Genomic DNA, 21,289 nt, shown 5'->3' with positions numbered 1-21,289 from the left:
TCCACACCAGGTCAGAAGCCGAACGAGCCCTGTTCAGCTACATCGAGGGGTTCTACAACCCGCGCCGCCGTCACTCCGCCAACGGCCAGCTCAGCCCGGCCGAATACGAACGCCGACACGCGCTCAACAACGCCCAAGATCTCGACTATGCTGCCGCGTAGTCGCAAGCCCTGATGTGTCTATCGAACCGGGGCAACTCCACACCGTCTTCACACTCGCCTCGCTCGCCACGGGACTCGCCCAAGCCGAGTGGCAACTCATCAGCGCCCGCGCCGCACAGGGCATCGGAGCGGCGATGGTGTCACCAGCCGCGCTTTCGCTGCTCACCACCGCCTTCGAAGAAGGAGCCGACCGCAACCGCGCCCTCGGCTACTGGGCCGCAGTCGGCTCCGTGGGCGCCGTTGCCGGGCAACTCCTAGGAGGAGTCATCACCGACCTGCTCGGATGGCGATGGATCTTCCTCATCAACGTACCCATCGGCATCGTCACTCTTGCGCTGGCCCGGCGACGTCTCCAAGACAGCCGCGTTGAGGGTCGTCCCACCCTCGGCATGCGCGGCGCGGCGCTTCTCACCATCACACTTGCTCTGGTCACCCTGTCACTCACCCGCTTCGCCGAGGGAGGGCACACCGCACAGGCTGCTGGCCTGGCCGGAGCGGCCGTGATCGCAGGCCTGCTCTTCCGCCTTGCCGAACGCAACCACGACGCCCCGCTCATCGACCGCCGGCTCCTGCGCCGCGGCAGCGTCGCCCGAGCCAGCGCCCTGCTCGCCATCGATGCCGGAGCGCTCGGGGCAACACTGTTCTTCACCACCCTCTACCTCCAAGTCGTCCTCGGCCACTCTCCTCTCGCTGTAGGCGCGGCTTTCGCACCCATCAGCTTCCTGATCATCCTCATCTCGCCGCGAGCGGGGGCGCTCACCACCAGCTACGGACCGCGCCTGGTGATCACTATCGGCTTCACTATGCTGGCCGCCGGAATGCTGCTACTCGCCCGTCTCCCCACCTACGGCACTTACCTGTATGACGTACTGCCCGCGATGCTGTTGCTCGCCGTCGGGTCGGGCCTGTCCTACGCTCCGATCTTCATATCCGGGACCACCGGCGTCGCAGACCGCGATCAAGGAATCGTTTCCGGATTCCTCAACACTGCCCAAGAACTCGGCACGGCCATCGGCATCGTCGTGCTCAGCGGCATTGCCACGGCCGCTACCTTCGGCGCCGATCCCGCAGCACTCACCACCGGCTACCGCGTCGGACTGATCACCGCCGCCGCGGCAATGGCGCTCAGCATGATCCTCATCGTCGCCATCCCACGCTCCGGCACAGGAAGACGAGCGGAGCATGACGCAGCGCCGCGCTGATCGAACTCACGTACGACTTGGGGTCCCGCCGGGTGTGTCCAGTAAACCCGCACAGTCCCGTCCCGCCTGCAAGTGGGGGTGTCACTCAACGTGATACCCCGCCCTAAGCAGGCCCTTTGTGGCTGTTCAGGCACCCTGGCCCCCGTGTTGGTGAGGCGGGTGCGGGCCAGGTCGCAGTAGTCGGCGTTCGGCTCGGCGCGGACGTGCGCGACCTCGGCCTTGGAACGGCCGGTCACGTCTGACGCGCAACTGCCGATCGTCTGGCGTCCTGCGGGGAATGGGCGGCGCTGTCTCTCACATCGAGGAGCTTCGCTGCGGTTTCTGGTTGCCGTAGGGTCTCACGTTGGTGGCGGCTAAGCGGGGGCAGGGGAAGGGCGAGGCGCGAGAAGGAGGCTCGTGATGCTCGATGCCATCGATCGTCTGCTGAACGCAGTCAATGCCCATGACGTGGAGGCGACCGCGAAGATCGCCTCATGGTTGCCGCCCTTGGCGCTCGACGCCGTCCCGACGCATCCGCCGAACGCATAGTCGTGCCGGCCACCGTCACTGGGGCCGATCGCCTCAGCGACCTTCTGTTCGGTCAGGAATTTACAGCTGGCGCTGCTACCGGAGCCCTCCCCGTCGGGGTCTGCACCGGGCAGGCCACCCCCGAGCCGCCGCCTCCTCAGGCCGAGGCCAATGCCAGCGCACTGCCGACAATCACAGCGTGCATGAGTTTTTGGCAAGACCTCCATGGGCCATCCTTTCGTCCATGCGGCGCTCACGGTGGGAGGAATCGTGCGGGCCTTCAGCCCACGAATAGTCGCCTACCTGCTTGGCGCTTCCGGACCCAGCCCTGATAGGTCCGCCCGGCTGACGATCTGGACGGTCTGGCCTGTGGTCGGCATGCTGTTCGGAGGTTCGTTTCGGTGCCGCGGTGCAGCCGGAAACGTGACGGTTCGGCGGGCTGTTTGTTGCTGCTCCATGATCCGTCGGCGTTGGTGACGTGCAGGGTGGCGGTGATGCTGATCTCGTCTCCGCCTGCCCAGGTGGCCTCGAGGTGACCCAGGTGGGTGCCCGGCTCTCGGGTGTCGGGGTAGGGCCAGCTGTCCAGGGTGAAGCGGCGGGCGTTGCGGTCCGCCGCCTCGCCCGAGAGCCGGTAGTCGATGGAGCGCCCCGGTGCGCACACCGTGGCTTCGCCCTCGATGTCGTCGGAGCATCGTCGACATGTCGTCGCACGTAGCTGCATGATCACCGGCCGCTGGTCGCCTCGCCCGAATGACATCTCGCCGTGCCAGTAACCGGGTAGCGTGGGCCGGCCGGTCAGCGGGAGGGCCCACGGACTGAACAGCGCCTGCCCGAGATAGGGCAGGGTAAGGGCGACGATGGCCAGGACGCCGAAGATCACCCAGCCCGGCTTCTTCAACATCCGGCGTCTCGGGGTGGCTTCGCGGCCGTTACGGTGGGGAATCATGCGCGTCAGGTTCCCCGACACGAGGTGTAACTCCTACACCATCCGTGACCGATCTGCACGCGCGACTGGCTGCTGTAGCCGCGCGTGCTATCGCCGGGATAGAGCCACAACAGACCGGTATTGGCGACGTAGGCCACGATGTCCTGGTGGCCGTCGCCGTCCAGTCGGCCGCTCGCACTGTGTAGATCTCCTCCCGGGCGCTCGCCTGGGCGGGCGTCGATAATGGCAGGGCGGTGATCGCCGTGAGGAGGACCACCGCTGCGCAAGAGCGCGCCGACAGTCGGCGGATGGATTTCATGAGGGGGTTTGCCTTTCTGTTCTTGTTGTATCCGGGCGGGCTGGTGTCATCGCCACACGTCCAGATGGCGGCGTAGATGCCGTTCTCACTGTTGACCTGGGACGGGTAGAAGCCCTTGGCCTTCAGTTCGTGAACCGTTTCTGGTAACCGGCAGCCGACATTCCGCTGTAGGAGTGCCAGCTGGTGGGGGCAAGGCTGTCGTCCTCGAATCACACGGCGGTGTAGGTGCCCCATGGGCTCACCGCGATGCTGGTGAGGCGGAAGCCCGCATCGACTCGCTTTTTGAACTCGGCGTTGTACTGGGTGGGGTCATGTCGGTGGTGAGCTTCCAGCTTCTGCTCTTGGGGTTGGGGTTGAGCGACCAGACGGCGACGTAGCGGGGGTCGGCCGCCGTGCCGTACACATCGATCGAGGTCGGCCACATGCTCCGGGCGCGCGCACGGATGTTGCGGACGCTGAGCTGGTTCGGCCTGAGCCCGTGCCTCGCCAGATGGCCTGCCTGCGCCGTGGTCGTCGACGGCGACCGGGTGGTCTCCACCGCGACGCTCCTGGACGAGGACGTACGCCTTGGCAACATCCACCTGCCTGCTGGCCAGGTCGAACTGGTGGCCACCGACCATGCATACGAAGGGCGCGGACTCGTACGGGCGCTCATGCCGTGGGCACACGACCGCTCCGCCGCCCGCGGCCACGTCATTCAGACGGTGATCGGGATCCCGTACTTCTATCGGCTGTTCGGCTACGTGTACGCCATCGACATACCGCCGGCGCTGACCGTGCACACCCCACCGCCCGGCGAGGCAGCTTCCGGGCTCCGCGCCGCCCGGCCCGCCGATATCCCCGCCATGACATCCCTGCAGGAGGCGGCCCAGAACCGGTTCGACGTGGCCATGCCGCACTCGCCGGCACGCTGGCGATGGTTGCTGGTCCACGCGGCGAGCAATCTGTGGGTCCTCGATCGCGCCGACACCGTCATCGCCACCGCACGCACCACGCCCCCCGGCCACGAGGCGCTCCTAACCGAGGCCACCGCCCTGGATGAGGCGGCGGCACGGGATCTGCTCCGCGGCGTCGCCGCCCTGGCGTCCAACGGCCAGGTGCGGGTCGTCCATCGGTCCGGTACGGTGACCGCCGCCGCCTGGCAGGAGTTTCTCGACCACGAACCGCGCAAGCAGGCGGATCAGTACTACGTCCGCATCCCGGACGTCGCGGCGCTGCTTGACCGGCTGCGGCCGCTGCTCTGGCACCGCATCACCACAGCCGTGATCGATCGCACCGACATCGTCATCTCCACCTTCGGCGCCCACTACCGGATCCCGGTGCACGCCGACGGCCTCGGCGAGCTCGTCACCGGCGGCGTCATGCAGGGGCCCGGAGCCGTGGGAGGCGCCGCAGCGGCCCCCGACCACATGCCAGCCCTGCTGTTCGGCCCGCACGGAATCGAAGGGCTGACCCGCACCCGGCCCGACGTCTACGCCGGATGAGGAACTGTTCCAGACACTCTTCCCGCCGCTCACCGCCGATGTACTCAGCTACTACCTGCCGTACTGACGGGAACGCGTACCGACGGCTCCGAACGGCTGATCACCCTCATTGAGGGAGGCTGCGGAAAATCGACCGGGGTTGCGACCCCCGCCTGCCGCAAGACCTGAAACCCGGCTGGCCAGGAAAACCGGGTGCGGTGAGCGGCAGCCGAGGCGTAGAAACGGCGTCATGGACGAGCAGCCCCTGCCGGGTGGCAGGCATGTCGGCGCAGTACGCATCGGCGAGACCGTGCACAACCCGTCAATCCGTGGACGCGCAGCGTCCACACCGTGCTGGCGCATCTGGAAGAGGTCGGGTTCGAGGGCGCGCCGCGGGTGCTCGGCTTCGACCAGCAGGGGCGCGAGGTGCTGACCTACCTGCACGGCGACACGATCGGCGAGCAGCATCCCTGGCCCGCGTGGCCGTGGACGGACAGCGCGCTCAAGCAGGTCGGGGCCTGGCTGAGGCGGCTGCACGACGCGACGGCGTCGTTCGTGCCCGAGCCTGACACGGTCTGGTTCGTCGCGCGGCCGTGGCAACCGGGGCTGGTCATCGCGCATAACGATGCCTCTCCATACAACGCGGTGTGGCAGGGCGATGATCTGGTCGGGTTCGTCGACTGGGACGCCGCCGGGCCGTTCACGCGGGAGCGCGATCTGGCCTACAGCGCGTTGACCTGGGTTCCACTGCACGCCCGGCACGTCGTCACCGCACAGGGATTCACGGCGTTCGACGACCGGTACCGGCGGCTGCACCTGCTGCTCGACGCCTACGGCTACGAGGGGGACCGAACGGCGTTCGGCGCCGAGGTGGCCGACCGGGCGCAGAAGAACGCCGAGGTCATCCGGCGGCTCGCCGAGGGCGATGAGCCGGTCTACCAGGCACTCTTGCCATTCGCCGTGAACCTCGAACAGGCCGTGGTCGAGATCGAGGCACTACCGGACTCCTTCTGGATACGCGCCTAGAGGAGCCGCCAACGGGCGATCGTCTCAGCCACCAGGCGGGCCGCTCGAACTCCAACCCGACCACGCTGCCAGCCAAGCTCGACAAGCGCCTCGCCACCTCAGCCCCGCACGACAGGCACGTGCAGGGCTGGGTGGCAGTGCACGGAGCCCAGAGCACAGGCGCCGACTTCGGGCACCCGTGCAACCCGGCCGTCATGAGCTGGACGACAGCGATCATGACCGGCGTGAGACTGACACAATTCACCACGTAATTGGTCACGTCGATCGTCTGGCCTGAACCGCTGCTGATATCCGAGGGCGCCCCCACCGCGGCCGTGCGGTGGGGCCTGATGGTGACGTTCCGTGGTCCGCCGTCGTACCCGCTGTACTGTATGTCCGCGGCCTCACCGATACTGGGTGCCTGGCGCCTGCCCGACTCAGCATCGCGTCCGCAGGCGGAAACGCCCGGCTGGCAAAGCCTGCTGGAGGACTCATGGCACCGTGGGAACGAGCCCGTTGGCCGCGATGACGTCGCGGTACCAGTATCCCGAGGACTTGACGGCCCGCTGGCCGCTGTCGTGGTCCACGTGGATCAGCCCGAAACGGTTCACGGGGTCATCGAGCAGCGACCAGACGCTCCAGCCGCGCAAGTCGACGCCCGCGCGTAGGGCCTCGTGCGCGGCCCGCAGGTGGTCGCGGATGTACGCGCGCCGGGCGGGGTCGTCGACGACGCCGTCGGCGGTGAGGGTGTCAGGGAAGGCGGCGCCGTTCTCGGCCACGTAGAGGGGCAGGTCTCCGTACCGGTCGCGGAGCGCGTACAGGACGTTTTCAAGGCCGCAGGGAGCGATCTCCCAGCCCAGCTCGGTGACGGGCCCTGAGGGCTCGGTCACGTGCACGTCCAGCACTTCGGCCAGAACGGTCTCCTGACGCTCGATCGCCGCCAGCTCGGCGATCCCGAGCTGATCGAAGTCGTCGAAGGCCGCCTCCGAAGGTGCCTCGGGTGGCGCCGAGCCGTCGGAGGCCACTTCGGCGGGCGCCGAGCTGGCGACGGCCAGGCGGAGGTAGTAGACGACGCCGAGGAAGTCGATCGGGGTGGAGATGATGGCGAGGTCGCCGTCGGCGACCGGCGGCCAGTCGCGCCGCAGGCGCTCGGGCAAGTCACCGGGGTAGGAGCCGAGCAGGACGGGGTCGAGGAAGAGCCGGTTGAAGTAGCCGTCGGCGCGGCGGGCCGCGTCACGGTCGGGCAGGCTCGGGGAGGCCGGCAGGATGTCGGTCATCACGGTGCTGAGGCCGATCTCGCCGCGGGCGTGGCTCGCCCTGAACGCCTGCACCGCCAGGCCATGCCCGAGCAGCAGATGATGGCCGGCGCGCAGCGCGGTACGCAGGTCCCGGACGCCCGGCCCGTCCTCGCCGATCACATGACCCAGGTGGACGATCGACCACGGCTCGCAGACGGTGAGCCAGCGGGTGACACGGTCGCCCAGCCGGTCGTACACGATGGCCGCGTAGTCGGCGAACCAGCCGGCGCAGTCACGGTTTGCCCAACCGCCGCGATCCTGCAGGGCGACCGGAAGGTCCCAGTAGTAGAGGTAGGGAAAGGGGGTTATGTCCGCTTCCAGGAGAGTGTCGACGTAGGCGTCGTAGTGGTCGAGGGCTCGCCGGTTGACCGTCCCCGTCCCCTCGGGGAGGATGCGCGGCCAGGAGATCGAGAAGCGGAGGGACTGCAGGCCGATCTCCCGGGCCAGGCTCACGTCTTCCTTGAAGCGCCGGTAGTGCTCGACACCTCGCTCCAGCGCCATGGCCGGGTAGCCGTTTCCGGGGGTGCCAGCGAAGGTGTGCTGGATCGAGGGCCCGGCGCCGTCGGCGAGCGGCGCGCCGTCCATGAGGAAACCGGCGGTGGATGCGCCCCAGAGGAAGCCGTCCGGGAACCGAGGGCTTTCGTCAAAATGCGCGTCGCGGTGGGCTGCGGGCATACCTGACTCCCTTGATTGTTGCATCAGCGTATATACTTGCCATATATACACGAACGAAACAAGGAGGTGGGGCCGATGAGCATCTCCGACTCCCCAAGGCTGGCACGGGCCGAGCGGCGCGAGCAGATCCTCGCCACCGCCACCCCGATCTTCGCCAGAGCCGGCCTGACCGGGACGAGCCTGGACGACATCGCCACGGCCGCCGGCGTCAGCCGCATGATTCTTTACCGGCACTTCGAGTCCAAGGACGACCTGTACCGCGCGGCGCTGCAGCGGGCCGCCGCCCATCTAGCTGAGGCCGTCGGCGACGAGCTCACCGAGGGCAGCGTCCAGAAGTTGGTGGGCTGGGCCGCCGTCGATCCCGGTGCGTTCAGGCTGCTTTTTCACCAGGCCGCGCGGGAGTCGCGGTTCCGATCCGAGATCGACGAGTTGCGCGCGAGCATGGCGGAGGAGGTGCGTCGTAACCTCGCTGAGGTCGTCAACGATCCGCTCTGGGCTATATGGGCCGCGCAGCTCTGTCTGACGGTCACCGTCGAGGCCATCATGACCTGGCTGGACCTCGGCGCACCCGACCCGGCCAGCGCGGCCGCTCGCATTGACCGGGCGGCAAAAGCTGTCCTGTCGTCGATAACCGAGTAGCGGCATTTGGAGGATCGGACCGGATTTTGGCGCTACGCCATTAGGGCTTGTACTCGGATGGTCTACTACGGGCCGGCCCTGGGCCCTCCTGTCTTCCCGCCCCTCTCGAGGCGCCGAGATCGGAGACTCGGCCGTCGATGGGAGGGCCGCGGCGATGCAATCGAGGACACAAGGATCACTGGGAAACTGTCCGGAGGGACGCAGGGCATCTCACCGCCGCACAGCGGGCGGCGCTGGAGCCGCTGTTACCCGTGGGGAGGAAGCAGGGCAGACCTCCGAAGTCCAGCTTCTCACGCAGGATCTAAACAGGGCCCGGCCCTGTTCTTTTGCGACCGAAGCGGCCAGACCATCGCGGCAGTCGCGGTAGCGGGGCGCCCAGCACAGCTCGTTGACGGCGCGCCGGTTGGACAGGCGTATGTGGGTGGTGACCATCAGCGCACGCAGGTACGGCAGGGCAGTCAGGAGGCGGCTAGGCACCCGCCAGGGAGCAGACGCCCCTGCGGCTCGTGCGATGGCATGGAAGTAGTCCTCGAAGGTGACCGGCTGATGGTCCGCGATGTTGTACGGCCGGCCGGGGCGCCCGTGGTGTAGTGCGGCGATGGTGGCCGAGGTGGCGTCGTGGGCATGGATGAGCGAGACGGTGCCGCTGGGACGCGGGGCGGGCAGTCGTCCTCGCCGCGCGAGGTCGATCAGCCGTCGGGTGGCGGGCTCCCCTGTCACAAATGCGGCAACTCGGCATGTTTCCAGGACTGAACGCCTAGCCAGGCGTCCACGCCGATTCTCTCTTCTCCGTGCTCCGGCTCGATCGGCGAATCCGTCGATCGAGCCGGCGTTCACGGGGTCGGTCGTGTCTGAGCTTCGGCCCGTCTGCGGCAGTTCGCCCGCAAGGACAATGCCCCGATCAACGTCTGCTTCGACGGGCGCGCGCGTGGGGACCGCGTACAAGGAGATGACCTGCAGATTCGCGGTGGCGAGTCCGCCGCGTGGCGCGCAAGCCGGTTCTTACCGGTGGTTCAGGGGGCCCCGATCCGGGCAGCCGGCCCTGCCGGGCGTGCGGTCACCTCCCTGCGATCGCCGGGGCACCTCACATTTCCCGAAACTGCGTTGTCGGATCAGTGAAACAACCAAGACCGTCGCCGGACGAGCCGGCCAAGGTCGAATTCTTGAGCGGAGGATGCACAATGACCTCGAACGAGTCCGAGATCAAAACCCTTCTGGAGAACCGGACCGCAGCCTGCGAGAACAAGGACATCGATCGGCTGATGCCCCTCTATTCGCCCGGAATCGTCTATTACGACGCCGTTCCTCCGCTTCAGTTCCGGGGCACCGAAGCAGTGCGCGACAATTTCTTGCGCTGGTTCGACGGTTACGAGGGCCTGATCAGCCTGGAGACGCACGAACTGACCGTGGTCACGAGCGGCGACGCCGCATTCGCTCATATGCTGCTCCTGGACACCGGAAAACGTAAGGGCGGCGAACAGCCCTCGATATGGGTACGCGCGACCACGTGCCTGCGGCGATCCCACGGCAGGTGGCTGATCACCCACGAGCACGTGTCGGTTCCGTTCGACCCGGGCACCCTGCAGATCTGGCTCCCGTCGGACAAGGACCAGCCCGCCTGACCGTTCACCCCTACTTGTACCGGTACAGGGTCAGGCAGGCCGCGACTGCGACCCGGCTTCTGCCGCGCGGCGCTTCCGCCCTGGCGCCGGTCAGCGGCGCCGCTCCTGTGAGAGGGCGTTACGCGAGTTGATGTCCGCTTCGTCGCTTGCGCTGCTCTCCTGGCGGCCATCGCCGCCGCCCAACCACTCAGCACCGACGCCCGCATCCCACTGACACTTCCCGGGATTCGCCGGTTACTGGCCGCGCTCGTCCTGACCATGGCCCACACCATCACGGACATCCTGCGCTGGTCGGACTGGCGCCGCCGCCATCAAGCGACAGCCCGACGCTGCCACTACCAGCGCAGACTTCACCCATGATCGCGATGTGTCACTGGAGTACTGAACAGTCACGACCACAAAGCCCAGCTCAGGCACTCACTGAGGGGGGTGGCATGAACCTGGCTTTCCCGTCAGTTGGAATGGCGTGATGATGACGTGGTGCGCCGTATGGGCAAGCAGGGGAAGTTATGGCTCATCAGCATCGCCGCCCTTCTAGTGGCGCTCATCGCCTGGGGTAGTTTGGCGGGCTGGTGGCCATTCCTGAGTGACAAGAACAATGTCCTCTGGGCAGAACCCGTGAGCTGGCTAGCCGGTATAGCGGGCTCCGTCGCAGGCGTCCTCAGTCTTTTTGTCAGCGTCTACGCGCTGCGCATCGACAAGAAGGATCCGACGGGTCAGACATCGACCGGGCGGGAGCAGCAGCGGGTCGAACAGCCTCTCGCTACCGGTGTTCCGCCCCCGCAAGCCCTCTCCCGAAGCCCTCTTATCGATCGGAAGGACGAGCGCGTCGTTCTCCTTGCGCGGCTGACCGAGGGGCCGTGGGGCGTCGTCATCGTCACAGGACAGCGGGGAGTCGGTAAGACGAGGCTTGTGGACCAGGTAGTAGCAGAGTTGGAGAGCGCGTCGGTCGGACCCCGGCCTCGGATCTTCCGCCACGAGGCCGTTCCCGGGCTGGGCATCGACACCAGGGCCCTGATCGCCGACATTGAGACGCTGCAGGGCGATGACGCAGTGCGATGGTCCGAGGTCAGCGATGCTCCGCCCGCCGATCATGTGAGAGCGAGCCTGGAAGAGATCGGAGGCACCTGGGCAGTAATCGTCATCGAGCGTGCGGAGAATCTGCTGGATTCCGCCACCCACCAGCTCGATGATCCCGAATTGGGCGAGGTGTTCGAGGTGCTCACCGCCGTTGATGGACACCGCATCGCCGTGGTGCTCGTGACACGGGACCTGCCAAGGTCCGCTGCACGAGGCCGGTGGGCGACGCGAGCGCCGATCGAGGTCGGCAGGCTCGAGCGAACGTTCTTCCTCACCTTCATCGGAGACCGAATCACCAACCATAAGACCACGATGCTGAAGGCGGCGCACCGGCATTACGACCTGTTCCAGGGAAACCTGCGCCTGGCGGAGCTGGCCTGTGTCATTTCCCAGTCTCCTGGTCACAGCCCCGCATGGCTGTCCAAGCGCCTAAAGGGCATGACGGCCGGAGACGTGCCCAAATTTCTCATCGAGAGCCTGGTGGCAGGACTGGACCCGGGAGAGCGCTCGGTCCTCGAAGTACTCGACGCCTATGGCACTTCCGTTGACGCGGAGGCGGTGCGTGCGCTGCTCACAGAGGCGGAGCACGGGACAAAGCCTCCGCTTGACGATGTGGGGGCCATCCTGACTGGACTGGTGGACAAACGCGTGGCTGACAAGACGCGCGACGGAGAATACTGTCTGGCCCTGTCCGAGGAGGAGCGTACCTGGGCCGGTTTGCCTGGCGAAGATGGGCCCATCGGCGAGAAGGAGAAGAAGCTGCTGATCCACGCCGCCGAAGAGCTCGCCCAGCGCCGTGTGTCGCCTCCGCGTACGGCCGAGGACCTGCGCCTGCATCTCGCGGGGATGCGCGCGTTCATCCGGGCCGGCAGCCCGCAGTCCGCCTACAATCGCATGAGGGTTATCGATCGCGAGTTGCGTAAACGGCACTGCGCGTTCCTGCTGCGCGAGCCACGGGAGAGGCTGCGGGGCAAGCTCGCCAAATTCAATCCCGCGCGGGAGCTAGACAATGACAACGCGCTCGGGGAGATCTACGCCTCCAGCGGCGATTTCGACAGGGCGAGCAAGGCTTACGGCAGAGCACTTCAGCAAGCCAACGACCAGCAGAACCTGACGCGCCGCATGCGGGTCCGGGCCAACTTTGCGGCGGCGTACTGGTGGATCAGGGATGCTCAGAACGCCTGCAACCAGCACAAATGGACGCTGGACGACCACAACAAGCTGGCCCTGAGCAACCCGGAGGAGTGCCTCGCCCTACTGCCGGTCCGAATGGGCGCGCTGGCAGGGCTGGCGGACTGCCAGCGACACTGGGGCAAGTACGACGAGGCCATCCAGTACGCCGAAGAAGCACTTGCCGTGCCCCGTACGACGGGCTACCCCGACACCGCCGATGACCGCGTCCTTGTCTTGTCGAGGAGCGTCTCCATCAACCTGAAACTGGCCCACTGGTATGCGGAACTGGGCGAGCCTGAGGCTGCGGAAGCCGCCCTCACGGCCACGGAGGAAAGCCTGGCCGGACACGACGAGGACTGGTTGCACAGCCGCTACCGAGTCGGGATCGCCGAGGTGTGGCTCGGCCACGACGATGAGGAGGCGATGCAGGCAGCGCAGAAGGCGGTGGAGCTCGCGCGGAAGTACAACGATCCAATCATCCTGCTGCGGGCGCGCACGATCCTCTGCCAGATCCACCTGGCCAGGCACGACCTCGTCAACGCCACCCGGCAGATCGAGAGCGCCGCCCAATACCGCTACGTCGGCCGTCCGCTACTCACACCGGCTCTGCGGGCGCTGGTCTCGCTCGCCGGGGCGGGGCAGAGCGGCGACGACGGTGGCAAGGCGGCCGCACTGTTACGCGACCTCTTGGACGAGACGAGCAGGCGCATCGATCGCGACGAGGACGATGTCACGGCATGGGACTTCAAGGGCTTCGCCCTCTGCGGTCTTCGCCTCAATAGCCAGGCCAGCCTGGTCGAGGCCATCGACGCGTTCCGGATGGCGCGCGCCAAAACGTCACGGGCCACTCCCGGGCTGGTCGACCGCCTCCTGTTCCTGCTGGAGCGGCTCGATGACTGCGGCCGGACGCCGGAGCGACTGCAGCGGGTCTGCGACGTTCTCTCCGCCGCCAGGGCCCGCCCCCACGGTGCCTGAGCCTCGTCATTCAGCGTCGCGCCCGCCCTGACCCCGCGTCGAGGTCTCCCGAGAAGCCCGTCCCCGTGCCGAACGACCGCTGTTCCTGAGCGCGAACAATCGCCTGGATGCGCGTGGCGACGCCCATCTCCTCATAGAGGGCCTGGAGGAGCCGGAACATCGCGCGTTCCGAGTAGCCGGCCCGCCTGGCGAGTTGTGCCACGGTCGAGCCTTTCGTGAGTTGGCGGAGCCACGACAACTGCCGGGGACTCGGCGGCTTCGCGTTCCCGTCCGCCCTGTGTGCTCCAGTGGCCAGCGCCGTCGCCACGACTGCCGGCAACACCGCCTGTCCCTCCGAGGTCGCCTCCACCGTACGCCTGAGCATGCCCGCCGCCACACCACGCGGTAGCACCGACTGGGCACCGGCTCGTACCGCCCGCGCCCCGAGCACAGCGGGCTCCTCTCCGATCAACGCGATCACGGCATGCGTCGCGGCCATGTCACGGAATTTGCCGAGAATCTCCCAGTCCCGCTCGTACTCCAGGGTCAGCAGCACTACACCTCGCCGGACCTGCCGTACCCACGTCAGCACCTCCGCCGGAGCCTCGACGCGATGACCCGCCGCGGACAGGACTGCGGTGACCCCTCGCGGTACATGGGCAGGGGGTCGACGACCGCTACATGGAGGGTCACCGGTGGCAGGAATTCCCTTCTCGACGGCTACCGCGGTCGCCTGTGGTCAGCGAACGCGGGACAGCCGGGCGCAAACGCGCTTCAGCCTAAATATCAGCCTTGTCAATGGCCCAGGATCGGCAGACCTATCCGGCAGGTTCGCGCAGCTCGACGTCAGGTTCCCGTCGGCGATTGGTCGTGGACGCGCGCCCGAGGCGCTTCTTAGCGTCGGGGCCAGCCCACGCTAGGAGGTCTTCATGGACGACACCAGCGCGCCGACCTTCCACTTCATCGTGACCGATCAGCCGACCGCCCATCACGCGTTGAGTGTGCGCTACTCGAAGGGCCGGCTCCAGGAGCTTCAAGAACTCCCCGAGGGCGCCGTGTCGACGATCTGGGAGATCGCGAGTGAGGACACAACGGGGGGCCCGGAAGAGATCGCGGCCGCGTTCGGAAGACGGGAACCCGAGATGGTTTGCGCCATCGGTGGCAGGGTGCTGGTGCACCTGGTCGAGCTTGTGACCGGCAGGAAGGCGCGCAACGACTGATTCATCGCTTTCAATCCGTAGGTTCCGGGTTCGAGCCCCGGGCGCCCTACCACTCTGACCTGCAGAGCAGATGCGGTCTGAATCTGTGGGGTGCTGCTGAGACTGATGCGATGGTTGTTATGTGTCAGCAAAGATCAATCGCATGCTTGCGTACGTATTCGCGCTACCTGCGCCGAGAAGCGCCCCCGTCCTCACCGGCTCACGGGCTTTACCGGCAAGCAGCCCGCAGGCGACCCGGCCGCCGCGGTACAGGCCCTCCTCAAGCTCGTCGACTCCGACGAGCCGCCCCTGCGGGTGCTCTTCGGGCAGGGCTTCTACCCGATGGTCCAGCAGGCCTACGCCGACCGGCTCAAGACCTGGGCCGACTGGCAGGACCTCTCGGCGCAGGCTCACGGCACGCCGGATCGGTGACCTCCGGCCGACGCCGCCAACCCACCCGCTCACCGGCCCCTGACGCTCGGTCTCGCAGGCGGACTCACGGACGAGACCTCAGTCCGTCCAGGGTGAGGTCGAGCAGACGTTCGGCCCGGTCTCGTTGGTCGGGCTCGGCCGAGGTCAGGGCGATGCCCGCGAGGGCGGCTCCCAGATCCGCCGGGCTGATGTCGGTGCGGATCGTCCCGGCGGCGGCGCAGGCGTCCATCAGGGTGGTGATGGCGGCCTGGATCATGTCGCGGCTGTGACCGTAGGGATTTCCTCCCGTGGCGACGATGGCGCGCAGGGCGTCGGCCATGCCGAGTTTGGCGGTCACGTAGTCCAGGAAGAGGCGTGTCCAGGCACGCAGGGCGTCATCGGGCGGGTGTGCCGTGAGCAGGCCGGGCACGGCATCGCACAGTTGAGCCACCTCGTTGCGGTAGACCGCCTCGATCAGGGCGTCCCGGGTGGGGAAGTTGCGATAGAGCGTCGCGGTGCCCACGCCCGCCTCCTTGGCGATGCGCTCCAGGTGCGCGTCCAGTCCCTCCTCGGCGAAGACGCTCGCCGCAGCCGCGATGATCTTCTCCCGGTTGCGGCGCGCGTCGGCTCGCAACGGGCGTGGTGCATCTGTGCTCACGGCGGCCGTCGTCCTCTCCGATTGCTAAACGGAGGCGCGCCCACTTAAGCTTGACTAAGTGGTGGCGCCTCCACTTCCACTGTAGGTCAAGGATCGACCTGCGGTCTGTTCCTCGTGGAAGGACTACTGATCATGACAGGGATCGCCGGCAAGGTCATAGCGATCACGGGTGCCAGCAGCGGCATCGGAGCGGCGGCGGCTGCGCACCTCGCCGGGAAAGGGGCCCGGCTCGTGCTCGGCGCACGAAGGGAAGACCGGCTGCACGCAGTGGTGGACCAGATCGTCGCACAGGGCGGCTCAGCCGTCGGAGCCGTCATCGACGTGACGCGCCGTGCGGACCTGAAGCTCCTCACGGACACGGCGGTCCATCAGTACGGCCGGCTCGACGTCCTGGTCTCCAACGCCGGCACGATGGCGGTGTCACCGTTCGACGAGTTGCGCCAGGACGACTGGGACGCGATGGTCGCCACGCACGTCAACGGCCTGCTGAACGGCATCGGAGCGGCCCTGCCCGTCTTCCGGCGGCAACGCTGCGGCCAGTTCGTCAACGTCGCCTCCACCGCGGCCTACGTCGTGAAATCCCCGCAGGGCGTCTACGCCGCCACCAAGACTGCGGTCAAGGTGCTGACCGAGGCGCTGCGGCAGGAGTCGGGGCCCGACCTGCGCGTCACCCTGGTCTCACCCGGGTTCACCGACACTGAGGGGGTGGGCAAGGGGGCAAGCCCGTCCGTGGCGGAGGCGATGATCCGGCAGCGCGACGAGATCGCCATCCCGCCCTCCGCCGTCGCCTCCGCGATCGGGTTCGCGATCGAGCAGCCCGCCGGCGTCGACATCAGCGAGGTCGTCGTCAGGCCCACCGTACAAGCCTGACCACCGCAGCCAGGAGCCAGGCACGGTCATGGCGCGCCGCTGACTTTCAGGCCGTACTGGGGAGGTCGACTATTCGACCGTCGCGAGTTGTCGGTGTCGTGGGACCTGCCTAGTGACCTTCCGTGCTCCCCGAGAGAAGACGGGCGCATCGGCTAGGTCCTCTCGGGTAGGCGAACGCGGGAGGTCAATGCCAGCACTCCCGCGATCAGGTACGGCCAGTCGAACAGCTCCAGAGGGCTGGAGCAGTTGTGCGGCGCGTTGGACAGGAGCCAGGCGGCGGGCTGGAACAGTGCGGGCGCCAGCAGCACCAGGCCACAGAGCGGTGCGGCCCGATATCCGGAGAGCACGGCACCGATCGCGGCGGCCGCGACCCAGTAGTAGAGGCCGTGGGCGGTGTCGAGGTGGTAAAAGGCCAGCGCCCATGTCCCCTTCACGTCCGCGTAGCAGCCGAAGTCGCTGGTGGGGGTGTTCCTGGCCAGGGTCCGGCCGAGCGCGAGCAGCACGACCGCGCTCCAGATGACCGCCCGTGGCCATGACACCCGCTGCTCCGGGCGGGTCCGTAGGAGAGCGACGAGGGCGATCGCCTGGCAGGCCAGTATGGAGCCGAACTGCGGGCCGAAGCCGCCGGTTCCAGAGACCACGAGGGTCGACACGGTGAGCACCAGCGCCACGGCCGCGGCGATCGCGCCGACCTTGGGAAGCCACCGCGGCACCCAGAGCGCGAGGAGCGCCAGCAGGACCGGCAGGTAGTGATTGGCGTAGCCGTAGGCCACCCCAATCGCGAGCTCCAGCGGATCCGGCTGCGGCGGCTCGTGGCCGAACCAGCCGAAGCTGCGGAGCATCAGGATGGATAAGAAGGTCGGCGCGGTGGCCGCCAAGATGGCCAGGAGACGGAACATCGGCAGCCTCTCACGCGAAGTTGATCGGCGGAGAGCGTACCTGACCGCTACGACAAGATGATCTCGAAAGGGATGTGCCCTGCTCGCCGAGGTGGAATCAGCGAGGAGCGGTTGCAGTCCGCGTGGCGTGCCAGAAGCATGGCCAGTTGGTGGCAGATGGGCACCTCGCGCTGCTTCTTGCCTTTCGGATAGGGCCTGAGCTGCCATTGCTTGCGCCGGTCGTCTCGTTCAGCAGGTAGGCGTAGGTCTGGGTCACGTGGATCAGGCCGCCGACCGGATCCAGGCCGGATACATGAAGTCCGGCGATCTCGCCCCAGCGCAGGCCGGTGACCGTTTCGGTTAGGACGAACAAGGCGGTCTCGGGGTCGAGGTCGTGGACCGCCCGAAGGTAGACGCCCAGTTCGGGCCCGTACAAGATGGGCCGGGCGGTCACGGGGCCGGGCGGCAGGCGAAGGCCCTCGCAGGGACAGGGGGCCAGCAACGGTGATTCACCGTCCTCGCCCTGTTGCGTGGCGGCTCGGAGGACTGGCTTGATCGCGCCTCGGTAGATCCGTTCCACGGTGGCCGGCGAGAGCGTCCTCGGGCTTGGTGGTGCGGGTTTGGGGTGAGCCTGCCTCCCGCCACTGCCGCAGCACGCCGGGCGGTACGCGTCCGGTCTTCTTGACCGTGATGTCGCGGCCCTGTGCCCATCGGCGTGCCGCCTGCTCATCCGAAAGGGGCCGGCTCGGCTGGTGCTCGTTGCGTGCGGATGGTTTGGTGAGCATCCATTCCACCCATTCCCGCAGCACACGACGAGTGACCCGATCCAATGGCAGGTGCCGAAGAATAAAAAAACGTGTCGCTCCGCCTCGGCCAGATAGTCCAGGCGCTGGGTGGGGGCGGCGCCGAGCCCGGGTGGCGTAGTTGTGGCGGGCGTACTGCGCGAAGGTCGGCATGTCCGCATCGATGATGCCGTCGAAGTGCGGGTCCCTGATGCCATGACAGCCCTTGGCCGTTGAGTTGTTGCCGACGGTGTTCTTACTGACCCAGGCGTCCGTGGGTTCTCCGCCGCCGAACCATTCGGAAGCGGCGGCGATCGTGACCGGATAGGTCACCGCCGGGTTGGCCAGGAACTTCTCATCTGGTGTGAATACCAGCTCTGAGGACTTGCCGGTAATCTCCACACGTGCGTCGACTGCGGAGCTCTTGCCCTCTTCGGGGGAGGCTTCCATCTTGGCGTCCATCGCGGTCAGCGCGATCGGCGCCGCGGCTGCCTTGCCCTTGGCGTTCTTGAGTTGCGGCAGTCCTTCGGGTGTCTTCCCGAACGTGGTGCCTTCCGGCAGAGTGAGCGGCAGCCGTACGGTGACCGGCCCGGTCGGCCGCTGCCGGAAGACCACTTGGGAGACGAACCCGTCGGCCTGGGCCTGCACCACCAGGTCCGCACCCGGCGCGACGGCGTCGGGGTAGGTGGCCGTGCTGCCGGAAATCTTCGGCTCGGGCAGGGTCTGGGTCACTTTCAGCCCGCTCTTGCCCCTTTTGCTGTTCGCTGACACCAACTCCTTAGGGTGTAGCTCTTCCTCAGTGACCGCAGCGATCAAGCCGTGAGGGAGTATCCGTCCTGGTAGTCGTTCTGGTGGACACGTTCGTGTTGCCGGGCGCGGTGAAAACGCCAGTATTCGTCGAGATCACCGTTGGCGATCAGGGCGCGGAGTTTCAGGACGGCTTCGGCTCCGGCCAGGCCCCAGCGTGCCCCGGCGAGGTCGAATCTGTCGGCGATCAGATGGCGGCAGGCGCCTTCGATCACGCCGGTCGCGATCGGCCATCCCGCCTCCAGCGCCTGGTCGTAGCGCAGATACTCGAGGTTGTTGGTGAGGTAGCGGATGCACGCGTCGATGCCGTCGCGGCGGTGGGCGGCCGTGGTGGCCACCTGGCCCGTCAGCGCGGTGATGACGTGGCCGGTGTTCCCGGCCAGCAGGGCGAGCGCGTGGCCGGCGACCCAGTCCTCGGCGGCCGCAGCGGCGGGAGGATGCAGGCTCCAGGCGGCAGCCCATAACTTCTCCAGGACGTGAACGAAGTCGATAACGATGTGGACGCCGATGCCGCGGCGGGCGGCCTGCGCCGTGATCAGATCGAGCTGGTGGCGGGCTCCGTCGACGAGCACCACCCAGGGACGGGCATGGCCGGGATCACGGGCTTCGGCGTGGTCGAAGACCTTGGCGATCACCGCGGCGGGGCCGGTGCTGATCGAGCCGCACAGCCACTTGCGTATCGCGGACGGTCTTGCGCGCGGCAGCCGCTGCCCGGCCCGGCCGCCGGGGACGGCGATCACATCGTGCGGCCGGCGGGGCGCGGACTCGGCGTCGTAGACCACCCCGAGGGTGGCCATCCGTTTGCGGGCCGGTTTCTCACCCGCCGCCAGCCGGCTCCGGAAGGTGGCGCGGGCGCGGGCGGCGGCTTTGGCGGTCGCGGGCCGCAGCGCCTCGGGGCGCATCGCGATGCCTTTGCCGTCCACGCTGATCGCCAGCACCGTGCAGGCGGTGCACGGCAGCGGCGCCCGCGCGGCGTAGAAGGCGTCGACATCGACCGCCGCCGCCACGATCGCCTGCTCGATCTGCCGTTTGCCGATCACGTTGCCGCAGCGCGCGGCCAACGCCGCGTGGGCCGCGTCGAACGAGCCGCGCACCGTCTCGATGACCGCGAGCTTGGCCAGCCCTGCCGAGTGCCGCACCGCCGGCAGCGACAACACCGCGTCGGCCGGATAGAGGTTGCGCACCCCGGGGGCGCGCCAGGCGCACCGGGTGACGGTAACCGTCCCGACCACCGTGGCCAGCAGGCGGTGATGACCTGTCTCCAGCCGTGGCCGCGGCACGCCGTCGGACCCCACCACCGGTGCGGCTGCTCCTGCGGCATGGTGGCGGCGGGTGTGGTGCGCCAGCTGCCGCTCGCGCAGCGCCCGTAGATCAAGGTGCGCTTGCAGCAGCTGGCGTTGCAGCTCACGGCCCTGCTCAACGATCGTCTCTTCCAGCCGGTCATGGGTCAGCATGCCGGACGCCGTGTCGGTGAGCTGTCCGATGAGACAGTTGAAGGTGTTCTTCGCCTTCGCAAAGACGTCAGCGGTGACCTCGGTGTCGTACGGTGCCTGCATAGGGCTCTTCTCCCGCCGGGGACATGTGGTTGGCACCTTTGAACCTGACGGCGGAAGAGCCCTGCCGCAATCACCCGCCCGGTGACGAAGCAGATGACGGCGCGATTCCATCCCGTGACCCTGCGTCGCCCTGCCCGGACACCTCACGCGCCACCGGCTCGGCCACCATGAACAACCCCGGCCCCTCCTCCCGCGCCCAGCCGCGTTCCACCAGCCGCTTCAGCTTCGAACGCAGCCCTTCCCGCTTGGAAGCCTCATCCGGCAACCCCATCGCGACCGCGATCTGCCCGGCCCTCATCGCCCGACCGGCATCGACCATGATCTCCACCGCGTCCCGGTACACGCGCGGCAACATCGCCGCCTTCATGCCCGGCCGCCACGGCGGCACCGTCACCACACCCAGCACCGACGGCCGCACCGGCACCGCACCGACCGCGTCGACACCCCCACCTGCGAACCCGGCCGAGCCACGGGCTCACCAACCAGCCCGGCCGCCTCGCCCAGGATCTCCTCCACCGTCTCCCTCGTGATCACCAGCCGCGACAACCGATCGTGCTCACCCTCCAGCCGTGATTCCAACGCGGCGATCTGCTCGCGGATCTCCGCGATCCGCTGCCGGGCCACAGCCTCACGCCGTGCCAGCTCCTCCAGCAACGAGCCCACCGTCACCACCGCCTCACCGTCTGCACTCACAGTAGAAGGCGGTTCCTCGACTAAACAGTCACGACCACAAAAGCCCAGCTCAGGCACTCACTGGAAAAGAGCTACACCCAACTCCTTAGTGCCGCGCTTGCCGAAGGTCAGTGGGGTCTTGACGCGGGTGGCCTGGAGTCTTGCCGTCGCGGGTGACGATGCGGGTGTCGATGGGTTCCCAGGCGCCGCTGGCCGGGTTCTTCAGCTGGACGGGCCGGGTGTACAGCTCGGCTCGCAGGTTCTTGCCGTCGGGGTTGGCCCAGACCTTCATGGTCTCGGTGGCTTGGGTCGGTACCTCAACGGGCTGGCCGGACTTGGCCGCCTTGTCCCATGCGGTCTTGAGGGCCGGCGGGGGAGCGGTGGTCGATGGTGTTGTCGATGTGGAGGCCGGGGTGGGGGTCGGTGTGGGGGT

The 21,289-nt window shown here is 67.6% G+C and carries 21 protein-coding genes, 1 tRNA gene and 1 pseudogene; 12 read left to right on the top strand and 11 right to left on the bottom strand.

The genetic code is table 11. The annotated features are described in order from the left end of the window. From E1295_RS49350 to E1295_RS52055, 3 genes are all read left to right on the top strand, one after another. Positions 1–161: IS3 family transposase (locus tag E1295_RS49350; RefSeq protein ID WP_166427631.1), on the top strand; the 161-nt coding region annotated here is incomplete at its 5' end. A gap of 14 nt (positions 162–175) precedes the next feature. After that, positions 176–1,363 (top strand): MFS transporter, encoded by a 1,188-nt coding sequence (locus E1295_RS38630; protein ID WP_166427630.1) that lies wholly within the window; start codon positions 176–178, stop codon positions 1,361–1,363. Positions 1,364–1,762: 399 nt separating this feature from the next. Then, positions 1,763–1,891 carry a hypothetical protein gene (locus tag E1295_RS52055; RefSeq protein ID WP_281284798.1) on the top strand — a complete coding sequence of 43 codons (129 nt, stop codon included), beginning with the start codon at positions 1,763–1,765 and terminating at the stop codon, positions 1,889–1,891. Positions 1,892–2,150: 259 nt separating this feature from the next. On the opposite strand, the gene E1295_RS38625 is transcribed toward E1295_RS52055, so the two are convergent. Then, a complete protein-coding gene (locus E1295_RS38625; RefSeq protein WP_132638650.1) occupies positions 2,151–2,837 on the bottom strand; it encodes a hypothetical protein in 687 nt (228 codons plus the stop codon). Between the two features lie 486 nt (positions 2,838–3,323). After that, a complete protein-coding gene (locus E1295_RS52695; RefSeq protein ID WP_166427629.1) occupies positions 3,324–3,536 on the bottom strand; it encodes a hypothetical protein in 213 nt (70 codons plus the stop codon). Here E1295_RS52695 and E1295_RS38620 point away from each other — a divergent pair. Together E1295_RS38620 and E1295_RS38615 are read left to right on the top strand one after the other, a co-directional pair. Then, positions 3,507–4,598 carry a GNAT family N-acetyltransferase gene (locus tag E1295_RS38620; RefSeq protein WP_132638648.1) on the top strand — a complete coding sequence of 364 codons (1,092 nt, stop codon included), beginning with the start codon at positions 3,507–3,509 and terminating at the stop codon, positions 4,596–4,598. The genes E1295_RS52695 and E1295_RS38620 overlap by 30 nt on opposite strands. Positions 4,599–4,928: 330 nt before the next feature. Then, positions 4,929–5,603, top strand: a complete 675-nt coding sequence (locus E1295_RS38615) for a BUD32 family EKC/KEOPS complex subunit (RefSeq protein WP_220449106.1) — start codon at positions 4,929–4,931, stop codon at positions 5,601–5,603. A gap of 470 nt (positions 5,604–6,073) precedes the next feature. On the opposite strand, the gene E1295_RS38610 is transcribed toward E1295_RS38615, so the two are convergent. Beyond that, complete coding sequence (locus tag E1295_RS38610; RefSeq protein WP_132638646.1) at positions 6,074–7,555, bottom strand: glycoside hydrolase family 1 protein; 1,482 nt, start codon at positions 7,553–7,555, stop codon at positions 6,074–6,076. A gap of 75 nt (positions 7,556–7,630) precedes the next feature. Here E1295_RS38610 and E1295_RS38605 point away from each other — a divergent pair, with 75 nt between their 5' ends. From E1295_RS38605 to E1295_RS38595, 4 genes and pseudogenes are all read left to right on the top strand, one after another. Further along, a complete protein-coding gene (locus E1295_RS38605) occupies positions 7,631–8,194 on the top strand; it encodes a TetR/AcrR family transcriptional regulator (RefSeq protein WP_132638644.1) in 564 nt (187 codons plus the stop codon). Positions 8,195–9,375: 1,181 nt separating this feature from the next. Next, the gene (locus E1295_RS38600; protein ID WP_132638642.1) at positions 9,376–9,816 is read left to right on the top strand and encodes a YybH family protein; all 441 of its coding nucleotides are present in this window, start codon (positions 9,376–9,378) and stop codon (positions 9,814–9,816) included. 153 nt (positions 9,817–9,969) lie between these two features. Next, positions 9,970–10,176, top strand: a pseudogene (locus E1295_RS52690) (IS701 family transposase); the annotation flags it as partial. A gap of 129 nt (positions 10,177–10,305) precedes the next feature. Continuing rightward, complete coding sequence (locus E1295_RS38595) at positions 10,306–13,044, top strand: tetratricopeptide repeat protein (RefSeq protein WP_132638640.1); 2,739 nt, start codon at positions 10,306–10,308, stop codon at positions 13,042–13,044. A 10-nt stretch (positions 13,045–13,054) separates the two neighbouring features. Here E1295_RS38595 and E1295_RS38590 read toward each other — a convergent pair whose 3' ends face one another. Continuing rightward, on the bottom strand, positions 13,055–13,579 hold the full coding sequence (locus E1295_RS38590) for a helix-turn-helix domain-containing protein (RefSeq protein ID WP_220449105.1): 525 nt from the start codon (positions 13,577–13,579) through the stop codon (positions 13,055–13,057). A 607-nt stretch (positions 13,580–14,186) separates the two neighbouring features. Between E1295_RS38590 and E1295_RS49340 the strand changes: the two genes are divergently transcribed. Both E1295_RS49340 and E1295_RS50405 read left to right on the top strand, forming a co-directional pair. Beyond that, a tRNA-OTHER gene (locus tag E1295_RS49340) sits at positions 14,187–14,295 on the top strand. Between the two features lie 38 nt (positions 14,296–14,333). Next, entirely contained in the window at positions 14,334–14,654 is a 321-nt protein-coding gene (locus E1295_RS50405) for an SDR family oxidoreductase (protein ID WP_220449104.1), read from the top strand. A 64-nt stretch (positions 14,655–14,718) separates the two neighbouring features. On the opposite strand, the gene E1295_RS38575 is transcribed toward E1295_RS50405, so the two are convergent. Continuing rightward, positions 14,719–15,291 (bottom strand): TetR/AcrR family transcriptional regulator, encoded by a 573-nt coding sequence (locus tag E1295_RS38575; RefSeq protein ID WP_132638636.1) that lies wholly within the window; start codon positions 15,289–15,291, stop codon positions 14,719–14,721. A 132-nt stretch (positions 15,292–15,423) separates the two neighbouring features. Between E1295_RS38575 and E1295_RS38570 the strand changes: the two genes are divergently transcribed. Beyond that, entirely contained in the window at positions 15,424–16,161 is a 738-nt protein-coding gene (locus tag E1295_RS38570; protein ID WP_132638634.1) for an SDR family oxidoreductase, read from the top strand. Positions 16,162–16,313: 152 nt separating this feature from the next. On the opposite strand, the gene E1295_RS38565 is transcribed toward E1295_RS38570, so the two are convergent. From E1295_RS38565 to E1295_RS50400, 6 genes are all read right to left on the bottom strand, one after another. Beyond that, positions 16,314–17,060, bottom strand: coding sequence for a hypothetical protein (locus E1295_RS38565; RefSeq protein WP_132638632.1), 747 nt, complete (start codon positions 17,058–17,060; stop codon positions 16,314–16,316). A 488-nt stretch (positions 17,061–17,548) separates the two neighbouring features. Continuing rightward, positions 17,549–18,592 carry a hypothetical protein gene (locus tag E1295_RS38560; RefSeq protein ID WP_132638630.1) on the bottom strand — a complete coding sequence of 348 codons (1,044 nt, stop codon included), beginning with the start codon at positions 18,590–18,592 and terminating at the stop codon, positions 17,549–17,551. A 41-nt stretch (positions 18,593–18,633) separates the two neighbouring features. Then, a complete protein-coding gene (locus E1295_RS38555; protein ID WP_166427627.1) occupies positions 18,634–20,184 on the bottom strand; it encodes an ISKra4 family transposase in 1,551 nt (516 codons plus the stop codon). A 70-nt stretch (positions 20,185–20,254) separates the two neighbouring features. After that, the gene (locus E1295_RS38550) at positions 20,255–20,590 is read right to left on the bottom strand and encodes a hypothetical protein (protein WP_132638626.1); all 336 of its coding nucleotides are present in this window, start codon (positions 20,588–20,590) and stop codon (positions 20,255–20,257) included. Beyond that, complete coding sequence (locus E1295_RS38545) at positions 20,575–20,877, bottom strand: hypothetical protein (RefSeq protein WP_132638624.1); 303 nt, start codon at positions 20,875–20,877, stop codon at positions 20,575–20,577. The genes E1295_RS38550 and E1295_RS38545 overlap by 16 nt, the downstream gene beginning before the upstream one ends. 85 nt (positions 20,878–20,962) lie before the next feature. Beyond that, on the bottom strand, positions 20,963–21,289 hold a 327-nt coding region (locus E1295_RS50400; protein ID WP_220449103.1), incomplete at its 5' end, for a hypothetical protein.

The sequence above is a fragment of the Nonomuraea mesophila genome, assembly GCF_004352805.1.
GTDB classification, from domain to species: domain Bacteria; phylum Actinomycetota; class Actinomycetes; order Streptosporangiales; family Streptosporangiaceae; genus Nonomuraea; species Nonomuraea longispora.
The sequence above is the reverse complement of the archived record's forward strand: the minus strand, read 5'-3'. Positions and strand labels throughout refer to the sequence as shown.